Genomic DNA, 14589 nt, shown 5'->3' with positions numbered 1-14589 from the left:
CTACAATCGTACTATTAACAAGATTTTTTCCACGCGCCGTGCATCCACACCACAGCGCGAAAACGGTACGTGGACACAGGTACAATCACCGCGACGAATAATGACAGGACTCGATATGCTTCCCAATCATCCCGAGCGCGCACAGATTCGCTTGGAAAATGTACTGACTGCCCTGGGCAATCCCTTGCGTCTGGCCGTTGTGCGTGCTTTGGCCTCCGAAGGCGAACGCGCCTGTGGCTCGCTACTGCAAGGCCAAACCAAATCCACCATGACGCATCACTGGCGCGTCCTGCGTGATAGCGGCGTAATCTGGCAGCGACCTTCTGGACGAGAGAACCTGCTGTCGCTGCGCAAGGACGATCTGGAGGACCGCTTTCCCGGCCTGCTGCATTCCTTGCTGGGCGCATTGGAAAATGACCCGGTAACCGAGGCGACCACCGCGCAGCATCTACAAAACGCCGCTAAATAATAAAAGCACCCTGAAAATCAAACTGCCCGCCAAAGGTCGGATCAATGTCCAACTTTTGGCGGGCAGCTCACATACAGGGTCAAGACTCTCGGGGCCAGAGCCCGAACACGGGATCAAACCCGTGCAGGCTGACTTATTTGCCTCGCAAAGCAGATTGCGCACCGCGCAAGGCCGTACGCAAGCCCTCTTCCAATACGGGATGGTAGAACGGCATGGCCAGCATCTGATCCAGCGTCAGTCCCATCTGCAAGGACCAGGCCAGCAAGTGAGCAATATGTTCAGCTTGAGGCCCCACCATCTCGGCCCCCAGAAACTTGCCCGCCTTGTCCGCATAAACGTGCAACAAGCCACGGTTGACCAGCATCACGCGGGCACGGCCCTGATTGCCGAAGTTCACACTCCCTGTCACCGCGCCTTCTGGCAGGGATTTAAAGGGCGTGCCAACCACGGCCACCTGTGGATCCGTGAACATCACTGCCATGCGCGCACGACGCGCCATGGGCTTGTCCTGGCCATTGCTGACGGCCTGCAAAGCGGCCAGACGACCATCATCCGCTGCCTCGTGCAAGATCGGCGCACGCTGGTTCACATCACCGGCCAGATAAATGGAAGTGCCTTTCAGCTGCAGGCTGGCAGGGTCATACACTACTAGTCCTTTGCTATCCCACTGTGCAGGGGTATTGTCCAGCCCCAAATTATCCAACTGTGGTCTGCGGCCTGCGGCACCGAGAACGTAGTCGTAATCCTCGACCAGTTCCTTGCCATCCACCTGCAAGCGCACGCGCGCCTTGCCATTGACGACTTCGCTGCCCAACACGGTTACGTCAGCGCGAATGTTCAGTTCCTGATTGAAAATCGCTCGTCCGGCTTCACGCACTTCGGGATCCGAAAGCCCAGCCAGGCTCTGGCTGCGGTTGATAATGGACACCTTCACGCCCACACGCGCCAGCGCCTGACCCAACTCCAGGCCAATCACGCCCGTACCGACAACCAGCACGCTTTCCGGCAAATCCGTCCAGTCAAAAACATCCTCGTTATTGATCAGCAAAGCCCCCAGCGGCTCCAGCTCCTTGGGGCGCACGGGTGTAGAGCCAGTGGCGATAATCACGTGCCCTGCGGTGATACGGGTATGGTCATCCACTTCCAGCACATGCTCGGACACAAAGCGGGCATGACCACGCACTTTGTCTTCGGCATCAAAGCCTTCCACATCGTCCACCACAAATTGCACAAAGCGATCCCGCTCGCGACGCACGCGATCCATGACCTCTTTGCCTTCAATGCGGATATTGCCGTCTACGTGAACACCGAAAGGAGCGGTATGGCGGGCATGATGGGCAGCGTCCGCTGCTGCGATCAGCAATTTGGATGGCATGCAGCCAACACGTGCGCACATGGTGCCATAGGGGCCTGATTCAATCATCAGCGTTCGTTTACCGGCACGTTTGGCCGTACGATACGCTGTCATGCCTGCTGTCCCCGCTCCAATCACGGCAACATCACACTGAATTTCTTTCATAACCGCTCCTTGAGTCCATACTAAGGCAATCAGGGGCCTGATGACCTGCCCGACCACCCGTTCTACAATGTGCAGAATTGACTCTTTCAATCATAACGCAGTCCCCTTGCACTGCCCGAGGAAAGCCCATGCTGATTAGTGAAGCGGCCCGCGTAACCGGCCTGACACCCAAAATGATCCGGCACTATGAAGATCTGGGACTCTTGAATAGTGACCGTGCCCCCAATGGCTACCGCGTCTACCAGGATCAGGACCTGGATACCTTGCACTTTATTGTTCGCGCCAAGGACCTGGGTTTCAATCTGGCGGACATTCAGCAACTGACCAGCCTGTGGCGCGACCAGCAACGTCCCAGCAGCGAGGTCAAGCAACTGGCTCAGGCACATATCAAAGCACTGGAAAGCCGCGCTGCCCTCTTACTGGACATGGCGGCCAAGCTGCGGGTGCTGGCTGAACAATGCCAGGGGGACCAGCATCCTGATTGCCCCATCCTGGATGGTTTGGAAGGCGGCCATTGCTCCGGGTCGGTAAAAACCACAGCCTGAGCGCGGGCTCCTCCAGACACGTGCCCCGCTCGTCGGCATACTCCCTCGAATCTCTTAAACAAAGCGGTTAAAAAAATGCCTCTCAAACCTTCCACAAGGCTTGAGAGGCAGCGGCATCGTGCCAAATCTCCAAATAGGCTAGGAACCAGCCACCACATTAGGCAGCCACACCGACACTTGCGGGAACAGGGTCAAGATAATGAGTACCAGCAAGGCCGTGAACAGGAAGGGAGCAATCCCCACCACACCCCGCTCCAACGAGATGCGAGCCAGCAAGGACGAAATATTCAGGCACAAACCGGCTGGTGGTGTAATCAGACCAATACACAGGTTCACGACGGCAACCACGGTAAAGTGAGTCGGATCAATCCCCAGCTTCATCGCAATGGGATAGAGCACAGGAATCAACATCACCAGGGCGGCGTTGGTTTCCAGGAACATACCCACGATCAGCAACAGCACATTGACGAACAGCAGGAACACAAGCGGGTTGCTGATGTTTTCCAAAACGAAAGCTGAAATGGCTTCGGGAATACTGACGTACGCCAACAGCCAGCTAAAGACACGCGCTGCTGCAACGATGATCATGATTACAGCAGTGGTATGGGCGGCGCCAACCAGGCTATCTACAAAGATTTTCCAGGTGATCTGACGGTACACCAGCGTCCCGACGACCAAGGCATAAATCACCGCCATGATGGCCGCTTCGGTAATGTTGAAAATACCGCTGCGAATGCCGCCCAGAATAAAGACTGGCAGCAACAAGGCAAAGGCCGAGTTCTTAAAGGTAATCCAGATTTCCCGGCCTGAGGCTTTGCCTTGCGTTGGGAAATTATTACGCTTGCTGATCCACCAGCTCATCACCAGCATGGACAGCATATAAAGAATGCCTGGTACCACACCGGCCAAGAACAAGGTCGTGATGGACTGGCCTGTCAGTACGGCCACCACAATAAATGGGATGGAAGGCGGGATGATGGGAGCCACCACGTTCGCGGCTGCAATAACGCCGCCCGCAAAACCGGGTGGATAGCCAGAGCGGATCATGGCAGGAATCATGATACGGCCCAGAGCACTGGTATCTGCCACGGCCGAGCCGGAGATCCCGGCAAACATGCCCGAGGCCAGCACGCCGCTCATCGCCAGACCACCTTTGAAACGGCCCAACAAGGCATTGGCAAAATCCAGCAGTCGACTGGTCAGGCCACCGGAGGTCATCAGGCTACCGGCCAGAACAAAGAACGGAATGGCCAGCAAGGAAAAACTGTCCAGTCCGCTGAACAATTGCTGAGGAACCGCCATCAAGCTGATATCACCCAGTGCCACCAAAGCAGCCAGAACGCCCGCCGTGATGGCAAAGCCGATCGGCATGCCAATCAGCATGAGAATGAGCGTCAGAAGGGTAATTAAGGTTACGGTGATCATAAAAAGTGTTTTCCGTACTTAGGGATGCTCGTCGATGCTGCCAGATGTCCAATCAGGCTGACTGCCCAAGCGGATTAACAGCAAAATCACCACGCACAAGCCCATTCCCAGCCACAGGGACGCATAGACCCAGGACATGGGGATATCCATCGCTGCCGAGAGCTGAACCGCGTTGATTTGCGCAAACTCCCAACCGTAGTAGGTGATGCTGAGCAAGGTCGCCAGCATCAGCAGGTCGCGAATAATCAAGACGCGTCGTTTGAGCTTGCTTGAGATGTGGTCCAGAAAGATCGTGACTGTCACGTGACCACTGCGGCGCAATACCGCTGCACTGCCCAGCAAGGAAATCCAGACCATCAAGAAGCGAGCAACTTCCTCACTCCAGGAGGACATATCTTTCAGGACGTAGCGAGAGAAGATCTGCCATGCAATAACCGCACACATCACAAACATCATGCTGCCGATAATCCAATCCAGCGCCTTTTCAATAACAGACGCGCTTTTATCGGCCCAATTTTCTGTTTTGGTCGGTACGTTGTTAGTTGTCATAACTTTTACCTGTGGGGTCGGGACATGAGGGTGACGCATGTCCCGATCTTTTCATTATTGAACGGCGCGGATTTTATCCAGCCAAACCTGCAGCTCGGGGAACTCTGCATCCATGGCTTTAATCTTGGTCGCAAAGGCTTCACGGTCGACCGCGTTAAATGCCATGCCTTTTCCGATCAGGAACTGCTTCATGTTTTCTTCTTCCACGATCATGCGATCCGTGGCTTCCTTCATGACACGCTCGCCCTCTTCCTGCAGAATCTGACGTGTTTCCTCGGGCAATTTCTTGAAGTAGGCGTCCGAGTAGATCAAGGTCATGGCACCGATGGTGTGCTGGGTTTCAGCCACGTTCTTTTGCACCTCGAACAGATTGACGTTCTTGATCACTTCCAGGGGGTTTTCCTGACCATCAATCATGCCGTGCTGCAGGGAAGTGAACAGCTCAGCCATGCCCATAGGCACCGGGCTGGCACCCAGCGTGGTCCAGGTGCTGCGATACATGCGCAGTGGCGGGACACGCATTTTCAGGCCATGCAAATCGTCCGGGTTTTGAATCACACGGTTCGAAGTCAGATAGCGAGCGCCACGATAGGCCGCCCCCACCAGCTTGAACCCGCTTTCCTTGGCGATCTGGTCATACAGTTCCTGGCCGACTGGGCCGGTATAAACCGCACGGTAGTGATCCATATCGCGAATCAGGTAGGGGTAAGCTTCGACACCGGCCGATTTTGCGTAGCGGTCCAGTGCTCCTACACTTTGCAGCACAATGTGGTTGGTACCCATGCGCAAACCTTCGATGGACTGAGGCCAGTCACCGGTCAAGCCATTGGCGTCGATATTGATCTTGATTTTCCCGCCCGAACGCTCTTCAACAGCAGCCTTGAAGCGCTCTGCTGTTTGCCCCCAGTGGTCCTGGGCAGCATAAATATGCGCAAACTTCAGCGTAACGGGTTTAATTTCTGCCTGAGCGGCAACACTGCTGAACAAGCCAACAGCGGCAAAAACGGTAGCGAGTAGAGAAAACTTTTTCATGTCTTCCTCCGTATTAATCGTTATATGAAAAGAGGTGGACTACTGACCTGAAGGACGGCCCAAGAAGCTCTGATCATCCAGAGCCAGGGTCATGGCGGTCAGGGCAGCCAGATAGCTGTAATGACGCATGCCCATGCAAATGCCAGTAGCGGTATGGGTGAAGCTGGACTGAATGCTGCCACCACCCAAACCACGGGCCGCGCCTGCACTTGCAGCAATATTCGAGAAGTGAACTTCCATCACGGGCAACTCAGTGTCTTCCAGGGCATGACGCACACCTTCCCCAATCGTGGTCAGGCCAGCGGGATTGATCAGGTAGCCATCTACCCGATGAGCGGACTCGTGGATGTATTCCAAAATATCGCCCATGTGGTTGGATGAAAAACTTTCTACCTCTACACCCAACTGCTCACCAAAGTTGCGCACACACTCCTTGAGCTCGTCCAGGGACTGAATGTTTCCATAGACTTTTTTGCTGCGCTTACCCAGGCTCGACATGTTCGGGCCATCAATCACAGCGATAAGGTGTTTGCGGTTGGAAGAACGGGTGATGGTGAAATTATGTGCACTCATGTTTGGAAGCCTCTTGCCAAGTGGAATTAGTTAAAACGCAGACCAGCATCCACATTCAGTGTCTGACCAGTGATGTATTTGCTTTCATCGGAAGCCAGGAACATGGTGGCGCCGATCATGTCGCTGACATCCCCTTTGCGCTTCAGGGTTTGGGCAGCGATGATGGCGTCCCATTGCTCTGGACGAATGGTGTCGCGTGGCACTTCGGTCACAATGCCGTGCGGGCTGATGGCATTGACGTTGATGCAGTATTCACCCAGCTCGGTAGCCAGGGCGCGGGTCAAAGCGACAACCGCCCCTTTGGAGGCCACGTAGTGCGCGTAATTCGCACGGCCCGTGACCACAACGCTGGAAGAAATATTGATGATCTTGCCGCTTTGCTGTTGCTTCATGAAGGGCGATACCGCCTTGATGCAGTTAAAGACACCACGGGCATTGACGCCCATCACAAAGTCCCACTCGTCTGCGTCGATTTCTTCAAATGGCTTCATTTTCAGAGTCGAGAAAACGGCCGCATTGTTAATCAGCACGTCTACTGTGCCGAAGGCTTTGACTGCCTGCGCAACCATCTCGGCCGTACTCTTGTCATCGGACACATCAACTTTGACGGCCAGGGCCTGACCATTTTCTGCCTGAATTTCTGCTGCAACAGCCTGTGCTTTTTCGATGTTCAAATCAGCAACCACCACCGCAGCACCTGCCTTGGCAAATTCTTGCGCGTAGGCACGACCAATCCCTTGGCCTGCTCCGGTGATAATCACTGTTTTATTTTCAAATCTCACGATAGTTCCTTATTGGTATGGGTATGAATGTGTTCAGGCAGGCATACGCAAGGTAGCCATACCACCATCAATATTGATGATGGTGCCGGTGTAAGACAGCGCGCCCGGATGGGCAACGTGGGCAACCAGGCGAGCCACCTCCTCGGGCTGAACCATTTGCCCGGTGGGTTGGCGACGGTGAAACTCATTGCGCTTGGCCACCGGATCGCTAGTGCGATTGGCCAGCTCGGTCATGAAGGGGGTGTCTACGGTGGCGGGGGCAATGCCCACTACGCGAATCTGCTCGGCAATCAAATCGGCGGACATGGCCAGCGTCATGGACTGGATCGCCCCTTTGCTGGCTGAATACAGCGCACGCTCGGGCAAACCATTGATCGCGGTGCAAGAAGACATATTGACGATCACGGCATTTTTCGACTGACGCAAATACGGCAAACACGCACGCGTACTACGCATATAGCCCAGCACGTTGATGTTAAAAATCCGCAGCCAGTCTTCGTCACTGCCATCTTCTATCGTGCCCACAAAGCTCACACCGGCGTTGTTGACCAAGACATCAATACGACCCTGTTCCTGGGCAAACCCGGCCAGCGCCCGATTCAAGGACTCCTGATCGGTCACATCGGCAATCAAAGCCGTAACCCCTTCCGGGATGCCCTCAGGCTGACGGTCAATGCCGCCAACAATGGCGCCCAGTTCCAGCAGGTGCTGGCATACAGCCTGGCCTATGCCTGCTGCGGCACCTGTGACAACAACAATTCGGCCTGTAAAGTCTGACATAAGCGTTCCTAGCGAAAATGTGTGGTGCCAGATGCCTTGAAATGCGCCAATAACAAGGCCATCAAGGTATCGGGCGGGGTCAGTGGCAACATGTGCCCTCCCCCATCAAGAATGTGCAAGGCTGTCTGTGTCCTGCCCGCCTTGTGCAAGGCATTCAGGATGATCTGCATGGCACTGGCGGGCGTAGACAGATCGTGACTGCCCGTCAGCAGCAAAGTGGCCGGCAAGTGCGCCGCCAGCTCACCGTACCCGGAAAACTGGGCAAGACTTTGCCAACTGCTCAGCAATGTCTGCACCGGAACCAGGCTGAGCTGTTGCTTTGCGTACTGCATGGCCTGGGCTAGCTCAGGGCTGGTCTCCAGGCCACCAAACCAGCGCTGCATGGTGGTCTCTACAATGGTTTGACGACTTTCATGCTGCATGGCCTGGGCCCGCTCACCAAACACCGCCAAGCCCATTGGCGGGCTGGCAATAATGCTCAGGCTTTGCACCTTTTTAGAGGGAAGATTGGCCAGCCTGGCCGCTGCCAACGCCGCAATCACCCCACCAATCGAATGCCCCAGCAAATGAACCTTGTCAAAACGGCAGGACTCCACCACCTTGACGGCATCATCCACCAAGGTATCCAGGTCGAACTGCGACAACGCAGCGGCCGAGCCATGGCCTCGCAGGTCGTAACTCAGACACGGATAATCGGCAGCCAAGTGGCTGAACAGTGCGTTAAAGGAACGCGCATCAACCCCGATGGAGTGCAAGGCAATGACACATTCATCGCCGCTCGTGCCCTTCTGCGCAACGAGCAAGGAGCCGGGGTAAGGAAGCCTGGCCAATGGGGTCGTCATGCTTGGCTACACGTGCTGTTCAACAAAACGCCTTTACTTTGTAAAGACGACACGGCCTCAGCAGACAGGCTTAACCATTCACCCAACACGCGTGCATCATCCTCGCCCTTCCTGGGAGGGAAACGAGATGGAGTGGCTTCGGCGCCCACAAATTTGATGGGGTTTCCAACGACCTCAATACTGTGATCTTCATTTTGAAGGGCCAGAATCATGCTGCGTTCTGAATCGCGTGCATGTGCCAATGCCTCTGGCACGGACTGGATCAGCGCAACCGGGACACCATGCTCCTCCAATAATGGAATCCAATGTGCAGCCGCCTGTGTCGCGAAAGCGCTTTCAAGCTGCTCCCACAAGGCATGTTTGTTTTTCAGGCGACTGGCACCAGTCTGGAAGCGTTCATCATCAAGGAGCGACTCCAGGCCCAGTACACGACACAAGCCTTGCCACATTCTCTCGGTATTGGCCGTCACCACCAACTCGCGGCCATCACCCCCCCGGAAAGAGCGGTAGGTAGGAATAGAGTCATGCTTGGCCCCCTGGGGAGCGGGCGTCACTCCCGCAATCAAGGCATAGGCACTTTGATAAGACAGCATGGCCAACTGGCAATCCAACATCGCCACATCCACAATCCGGCCTTTACCGGTACGTTCCCTGTCGGCCAGGGCGGCATTGATGGCGATAGTCGCGTACAAGCCAGCGACCGTATCACCGGCTGGAATGCCCAAACGTACGGCTGGTCTGCCTTCTTCGCCGGTCAGGCTCATGACGCCTGACAAGGCTTGCACAATCATGTCGTAAGCAGGTTTGTCACGGTCCGGGCCGGTTTGCCCAAAACCACTAATGGACGCCCAAACCAGACCGGGGTGTTCTTCACACAAGGCTTGTGGGTCCAGGCCCAGACGGGCCGCCACGCCCGGGCGGTAATTTTCCACAACCACATCCGCTTTCAGGATCAGTTGTCGAACCAGGTCCAGCCCTTCAGCGGTTTTCAGATTCACCGCCAAACTGCTTTTATTGCGATTAATACTCAGATAGTAAGCACTATCCTCACCCACAAAATGGGGGGGAATACTGCGACTGGAGTCACCTTCCGGTGCCTCGATCTTGACCACTTCAGCCCCCAGGTCCCCCAGCACTTGTGTGCAGAAGGGGCCGGACAAAAAGGTAGTGAGGTCGATGACCTTATAGCCTGCCAGGGGCTGCGCGGTAGCGGTATGACTCATAATTTGGTTTTTCTATGTCGGTATCCGAACATCTCGGACAGTTTTTCGGCATGATGAATAACGGCAGCGGTAATGGCACTCAAACCTGCGCTGGGCACACGGGTGGTGGGCATGGTCAAACAAATACAGCCCACAATGCCGTGGTTATCAAAAACAGGGGCAGCAACCCCGCGTGCATCAGGCAACTTCTCGCTCATGCTGTGGGCATAGCCGTTCTGGCGCACTTCGCTCAGCTCTGCCAGGAGCGACTCCAAAGCAGGCAAAGGTGCATCTTGCGCCGGAGAGGTCTCGGCCTTGGCATACACACGCTCTATCGTGTCCTGATCCAAATACGCCAAAATAGCCTTGCCGGAAGCCCCCCAGACCAGGGACATGGGCTTGTGCAAATCAATCTGATATTGCAGCTTGTGCTCGCCTCGTGCGATGGCGGCAAAACTCATGGCCGACTCGCTGACGGCATACGTGCCAAACAGGACCGTCTCGTTGAACTCGGAAGCAATCTCGTCCAGCGATTTTTGTGCCAATGCAGGCTTGGATTCAGCGCTCATCACTTGCGCCGCTACTCGATAAAATTCAGGCCCGATGCTGTACAAACCACTTCCACCACTGACCACCGCAACAAAATCATCTTTACGCAGCAGATTCAGCAAGCGGTGAGCTGTTGAAGGGGCCAGGCCCATTTGCTCGGACACTTGCTTGACGGTTACCGGGCCGTTGGACTCTGCCAAGACAGCCAATAACTGAAGCGCACGGCTTACGGTTCCGGTTGAACTAGTAGAGGTGGACGTGTTTTGTGTGGTCATATCTGGGCTTCAAAAATATGGATTGCACAAGCACCATGATCAAGGCCCGCAATACCGCCACCCGTGACGTGAGTCATGGCGTAGCGAGCATCAGGAACCTGACGTTCTCCGGCTTGGTGTGTCAGTTGCCAGTACATTTCCACGGCTTGGGCCACACCGCTTGCTCCCACTGGGTGACCCTTGGCCAGCAAACCGCCACTGGGGTTCACCACCACATCACCGCCGTAGGTACTACGGCCATCCAGCAGAAACTGAGCAGACTGCCCGACCTCACACAAACCTAGTGCTTCGTAATAAATAAGTTCGGCGATTGTAAACGCGTCATGCAGCTCAACCGCATCCAGATCCTTGGCTGTAATCCCCGCCATCTTGTAGGCGTCGCGGGCGGATTCCGCCGAAATCTCGGGACGAGTCATGTCGCGAAAACCGCTGGTCGCCTGACCGGAATGCAGCACCGACGCAGCGACCCGCATGGCAGGTTTCTGCAAACGTTTCAGGGCGCGCTCGGACACCATGATCAAGGCTGCCGCGCCGTCACCCGTAGGGCAACATTGCAGCAAGGTCAGCGGGTCACAAATGGGACGGGATGCCAGCACCTGTTCCACCGTCAACGGATCACGATACTGTGCATAGGGATTATGTTGACTGTGTGTGCGAGCCTTGATGGAGACTTGCGCCAGAACTTCTGGCCCCAGATTGCGTTCATGCAGGTAACGACGAGCACGCATGCCATACACTGCAGGCATCACCAAGCCCTGCTGGACCTCGGGATCCTCCTGCACCAAAGGCAAGGTGCCTCCGCCAAACTGCGTCAGCTTGTCCACACCGATCACCAGCACGATATCGTGTCGACCAGCCTGGATATCTTTCCACGCCAAGTGAATGGCCGTGGCCCCACCCGAGCAGGCGTTATCGCAATTGACGACAGGCACTGTACCAATACCGATTTCCTTGACCAGACGCTGTCCCGTCAACATGCCACCAAAGGCGTGGCCGCAAACAACAGCATCAATATCCTGAGCCTGTACACCGGCACTGGCCATCGCGTTAAGGATTGCGGGCAAGGCCAAACCGGTATAGCTGGATTCTTTATGACGAGCCATGGGAATCATGGCCGCACCGACTACATATGCTTCACTCACCTTACTTCTCCGCCGACATAGGAGTTACAAACCAGTCATTGCCATCGGTGGCAGTACTGACAGGCATATCGCAATACAAGGCGCTCAGGTCTTCACAACGTACGTGTGCCAAAACACGAACTCCGTTAGGAAAATCTACATATCCCAAGGTGTAAGGCGTGGGACGCGACGCGGAAACATAAATGGTGGAAAAACTGTAGAGCTTTCCAAATGGGCCAAAAAACATGTCTTGCATGTCTCGAGCACCCGTTTCCATACACACTTCACGGACAGGAAAAGCCTTGCTGCCGCTGGAACGGCTCTGGCTGCCACGCAACAAGACCGCTCCATCTTCAATAACAAACTGGCTAGCCTGGTCTGACGCAATATCTCGTATCGGCTTTGCATTTGCACCGAAAGCCATCGCCGTCGGCAGCTCAGTAGATTCAGTAACTGGCATGAATTAATCCTTGCAGCATTAATTAACTTGATTCCAAAAATTCTCAATTTGCAGTGCGAAGGCTTCGGGCACTTCAACCGGCGCCGTGTGACCGGACTGCTCAAATACCGTATGTGTGCTGTGTGGAAGCAAGCTGTGCATATGCTCCATATCAGCGGGCTTTTTAGCTCTGTCCAAAGCACCGCTGATCAACAAATGAGGGGTGGTATTGCCTGCCAAAAGAGACTGATAGTCAGGACGGGCAAACACGCCATTGACTGAGTTGGCAATGCTGGGAGGCAAGTGTGTGAAGTAGTCGCGCCACTGCTCCTGCTGAGCCTGAGCAGCTAGGTCTGTGCTTGCCAGAAAGGCGTCTCCAAACATGGTTTGCAGCAAGGCCGAGACATAAGGCGCACCGCCATCCCGACGCAGTTGCGCTTCCAGTTGGTCAAAGCGCTCTTTCTGCTGTTCTGCCATCGAGGTGCAGCAAGACAGGACAGCAGAACGGACCAACTGAGGTGCGCGCTGCATCAGCTCCTGAGCCACGTAACCTCCCATCGAGCTACCCACTACATGCAAGGAAGAAATCCGCAGTGCTTGGGCCAGGAACCCGTAGTCCTGTGCCAACTGATGCATGGTGGCGGGCTTCTGGCCTGCGGTGCTCAAGCCCTGATTACGATGATCCGGGCAAATAATGTGCCATTCGTTTTGCAACGCCTGAATCACGGGCAGGAACATGCCTCCATTGAAAAACAGGGAGTGCAGCATGAGCACGGATGGACGAGATGCGCTGGGCTGCCCAATTTCTGCGTAATGCAGTTCGGCCCCATCGGGAAGCATCAAGTGCTGTGTGCTGACTTTTTTCATCATTTTCCTGTTTATATTCCGTTTAACGGAATGTCATTCTAATATATGGAATAATGATAAAAGCGTGGTTAGGTTCATGCCTATCAGTACAAACCCTAGGGCACAAAAAAAGCCCGAATCCAGAAAGGATTCAGGCTATTTAAAACGTTCCAAAGCAATCACCACTCCGGGTGATGCCATGGAAACAGCGCTATTTTAGAACCGATTCATCATCAGCCGGACTCAAGCAGCTTGCCACTCCGTCACAAACTTTTGTGGCTCGGGACGCTGGGCAGGACCCAGATTGTGAATAGGCGTACCCACCGACACAAAGCCCAGGAATTGGTAATCCAGGGAATCGAAGCCCAGGGCTTCCGGGACTTCTTCACCATAGGTGCCCAGGCCAGTGCTCCAGAAAGCGCCAAAGCCCAGTTGGTGAGCCGCATGCAGCATATTGCTGACGGCTGCGCCCGTTGCCAGAACACGCTCCAGTTCAGGGATTTTTTCTTCACCATGATCGATGTGGCTGGCTACAGCAATCAGCATGGGCACTTTGGCCAGCCAGGCGCGGACGCTGGCAGCTTTCTGCTCGGTCAAGGGATTACCGGCGCGCTCATTGGCGGCAATGGCCAGTTCGCCCAGAGCCTGCACGTTTTCACCGCGGATCAGGCAAAAGCGCCAAGGCTGCAAACGACCATGGTCAGGAGCGACCATGGCAGCGCGCAAAATCAGGTCCAGCTCTTGCTCGTTCGGCCCGGGGCCTTGCACCAGCTTGATGGAGCGGCGGGACAATAGGGAATCAATGGTACTCATAGTGCTTCCAGAATCAGTTAAGAGTGCCCTGCCCAGATGGCAGGGCTCAGTCAGGCTTGAGCAGGAGCGCCCGCTTGCACCAGCAGGGCTTTCATGTCGCGCACGGCTTTTTCCCAACCGTCAAAGACAGCCTGGGCAACAATGGCGTGACCAATATTAAGCTCCGTCAGCCCCGGCAAGGCGGCAATCGCTTGTACGTTGCCGTAGTGCAGGCCATGACCCGCATTCACACGCAGACCTTGCGACACACCTTGAGCAATACCGGCACGGATACGTTCCAGTTCGCTGGCGGCCTGCTCGGGCGTTTGAGCATCCGCATAGGTGCCGGTGTGCAGTTCGATCACGGTGGCACCCACGTCGCTGGCGGCTCGGATTTGCGCCGGGTCGGCATCAATGAACAGCGAAACGCGAATACCGGCAGCCTGCAATTGCTGCACAGCAGCCTTGACCTGGTCCAGATGACCGACCACATCCAGACCACCTTCGGTCGTCAGTTCAGCACGGTGTTCGGGAACCAGGCAGACATCGTCCGGTTTGATACGGCAGGCAATGTCCAGCATTTCGGTGGTGATGGCGCATTCCAGATTCATCCGGGTACGCAGTACGGGGCGCAGGGCCTCGACGTCGGCATCCTGAATATGACGCCGGTCTTCACGCAGATGTAAGGTGATCAGGTCCGCTCCGGCTTCTTCTGCTCGCAAAGCGGCCTGAATTGGATCAGGGTATGTGGTCAGACGCTGCTGGCGCAGCGTCGCCACATGATCGATATTGACGCCCAGTTCTAACATTCCCCAAGGACCTCCGTAGTTTCAGGGATGAATGACCAGA

17 protein-coding genes are annotated in these 14589 nt (G+C 55.3%); 2 read left to right on the top strand and 15 right to left on the bottom strand.

All coding sequences use genetic code 11. The annotated features are described in order from the left end of the window. Nucleotides 1-115 precede the first annotated feature (115 nt). On the top strand, nt 116-469 hold the full coding sequence (locus ACFPDR_RS08315; RefSeq protein WP_035271750.1) for an ArsR/SmtB family transcription factor: 354 nt from the start codon (nt 116-118) through the stop codon (nt 467-469). 133 nt (nt 470-602) lie between these two features. Here ACFPDR_RS08315 and ACFPDR_RS08310 read toward each other — a convergent pair whose 3' ends face one another. Then, entirely contained in the window at nt 603-1988 is a 1386-nt protein-coding gene (locus ACFPDR_RS08310) for a dihydrolipoyl dehydrogenase (protein WP_268379842.1), read from the bottom strand. A gap of 128 nt (nt 1989-2116) precedes the next feature. Between ACFPDR_RS08310 and ACFPDR_RS08305 the strand changes: the two genes are divergently transcribed. After that, nucleotides 2117-2533 (top strand): MerR family transcriptional regulator, encoded by a 417-nt coding sequence (locus ACFPDR_RS08305; protein WP_088450105.1) that lies wholly within the window; start codon nt 2117-2119, stop codon nt 2531-2533. 138 nt (nt 2534-2671) lie between these two features. Here ACFPDR_RS08305 and ACFPDR_RS08300 read toward each other — a convergent pair whose 3' ends face one another. The 14 genes from ACFPDR_RS08300 to pdxJ form a co-directional block, all read right to left on the bottom strand. Beyond that, nucleotides 2672-3958, bottom strand: coding sequence for a TRAP transporter large permease (locus ACFPDR_RS08300; protein ID WP_088450107.1), 1287 nt, complete (start codon nt 3956-3958; stop codon nt 2672-2674). Nucleotides 3959-3976: 18 nt separating this feature from the next. Beyond that, nucleotides 3977-4507 (bottom strand): TRAP transporter small permease, encoded by a 531-nt coding sequence (locus ACFPDR_RS08295; protein WP_045929918.1) that lies wholly within the window; start codon nt 4505-4507, stop codon nt 3977-3979. A 54-nt stretch (nt 4508-4561) separates the two neighbouring features. Next, complete coding sequence (locus tag ACFPDR_RS08290; RefSeq protein WP_045929919.1) at nt 4562-5539, bottom strand: TRAP transporter substrate-binding protein; 978 nt, start codon at nt 5537-5539, stop codon at nt 4562-4564. Between the two features lie 39 nt (nt 5540-5578). Further along, nucleotides 5579-6112, bottom strand: a complete 534-nt coding sequence (locus ACFPDR_RS08285; protein WP_060185124.1) for a type II 3-dehydroquinate dehydratase — start codon at nt 6110-6112, stop codon at nt 5579-5581. Between the two features lie 26 nt (nt 6113-6138). Further along, nucleotides 6139-6894 carry an SDR family NAD(P)-dependent oxidoreductase gene (locus ACFPDR_RS08280; RefSeq protein WP_042480846.1) on the bottom strand — a complete coding sequence of 252 codons (756 nt, stop codon included), beginning with the start codon at nt 6892-6894 and terminating at the stop codon, nt 6139-6141. 33 nt (nt 6895-6927) lie between these two features. Then, nucleotides 6928-7674 carry an SDR family NAD(P)-dependent oxidoreductase gene (locus ACFPDR_RS08275; RefSeq protein ID WP_125304422.1) on the bottom strand — a complete coding sequence of 249 codons (747 nt, stop codon included), beginning with the start codon at nt 7672-7674 and terminating at the stop codon, nt 6928-6930. Nucleotides 7675-7682: 8 nt separating this feature from the next. Continuing rightward, a complete protein-coding gene (locus tag ACFPDR_RS08270) occupies nt 7683-8516 on the bottom strand; it encodes an alpha/beta fold hydrolase (protein WP_268379849.1) in 834 nt (277 codons plus the stop codon). Further along, nucleotides 8513-9739, bottom strand: a complete 1227-nt coding sequence (locus ACFPDR_RS08265; protein ID WP_060185127.1) for a CaiB/BaiF CoA transferase family protein — start codon at nt 9737-9739, stop codon at nt 8513-8515. Before ACFPDR_RS08265 ends, ACFPDR_RS08270 begins: the two co-directional genes overlap by 4 nt. Further along, the gene (locus ACFPDR_RS08260) at nt 9736-10542 is read right to left on the bottom strand and encodes an IclR family transcriptional regulator (protein ID WP_080723684.1); all 807 of its coding nucleotides are present in this window, start codon (nt 10540-10542) and stop codon (nt 9736-9738) included. The genes ACFPDR_RS08265 and ACFPDR_RS08260 overlap by 4 nt, the downstream gene beginning before the upstream one ends. Then, nucleotides 10539-11684: a thiolase family protein gene (locus tag ACFPDR_RS08255; RefSeq protein ID WP_060185128.1), complete on the bottom strand. Its 1146-nt coding sequence runs from the start codon at nt 11682-11684 to the stop codon at nt 10539-10541. The genes ACFPDR_RS08260 and ACFPDR_RS08255 overlap by 4 nt, the downstream gene beginning before the upstream one ends. A gap of 1 nt (nt 11685) precedes the next feature. Beyond that, nucleotides 11686-12123, bottom strand: a complete 438-nt coding sequence (locus ACFPDR_RS08250; protein WP_374698115.1) for a Zn-ribbon domain-containing OB-fold protein — start codon at nt 12121-12123, stop codon at nt 11686-11688. Between the two features lie 18 nt (nt 12124-12141). Next, nucleotides 12142-12972: an alpha/beta fold hydrolase gene (locus tag ACFPDR_RS08245; protein WP_374698116.1), complete on the bottom strand. Its 831-nt coding sequence runs from the start codon at nt 12970-12972 to the stop codon at nt 12142-12144. A 219-nt stretch (nt 12973-13191) separates the two neighbouring features. Beyond that, nucleotides 13192-13761 carry a nitroreductase family protein gene (locus ACFPDR_RS08240; protein WP_042480868.1) on the bottom strand — a complete coding sequence of 190 codons (570 nt, stop codon included), beginning with the start codon at nt 13759-13761 and terminating at the stop codon, nt 13192-13194. Nucleotides 13762-13811: 50 nt separating this feature from the next. Continuing rightward, nucleotides 13812-14549, bottom strand: coding sequence for a pyridoxine 5'-phosphate synthase (gene pdxJ, locus ACFPDR_RS08235; RefSeq protein ID WP_009457072.1), 738 nt, complete (start codon nt 14547-14549; stop codon nt 13812-13814). Nucleotides 14550-14589: the final 40 nt, after the last annotated feature.

The sequence above is a fragment of the Alcaligenes sp. GCM10023179 genome (assembly GCF_042653705.1).
Classification (GTDB): domain Bacteria; phylum Pseudomonadota; class Gammaproteobacteria; order Burkholderiales; family Burkholderiaceae_B; genus Alcaligenes; species Alcaligenes phenolicus.
This window is presented reverse-complemented; position numbering and strand designations above follow the sequence as displayed.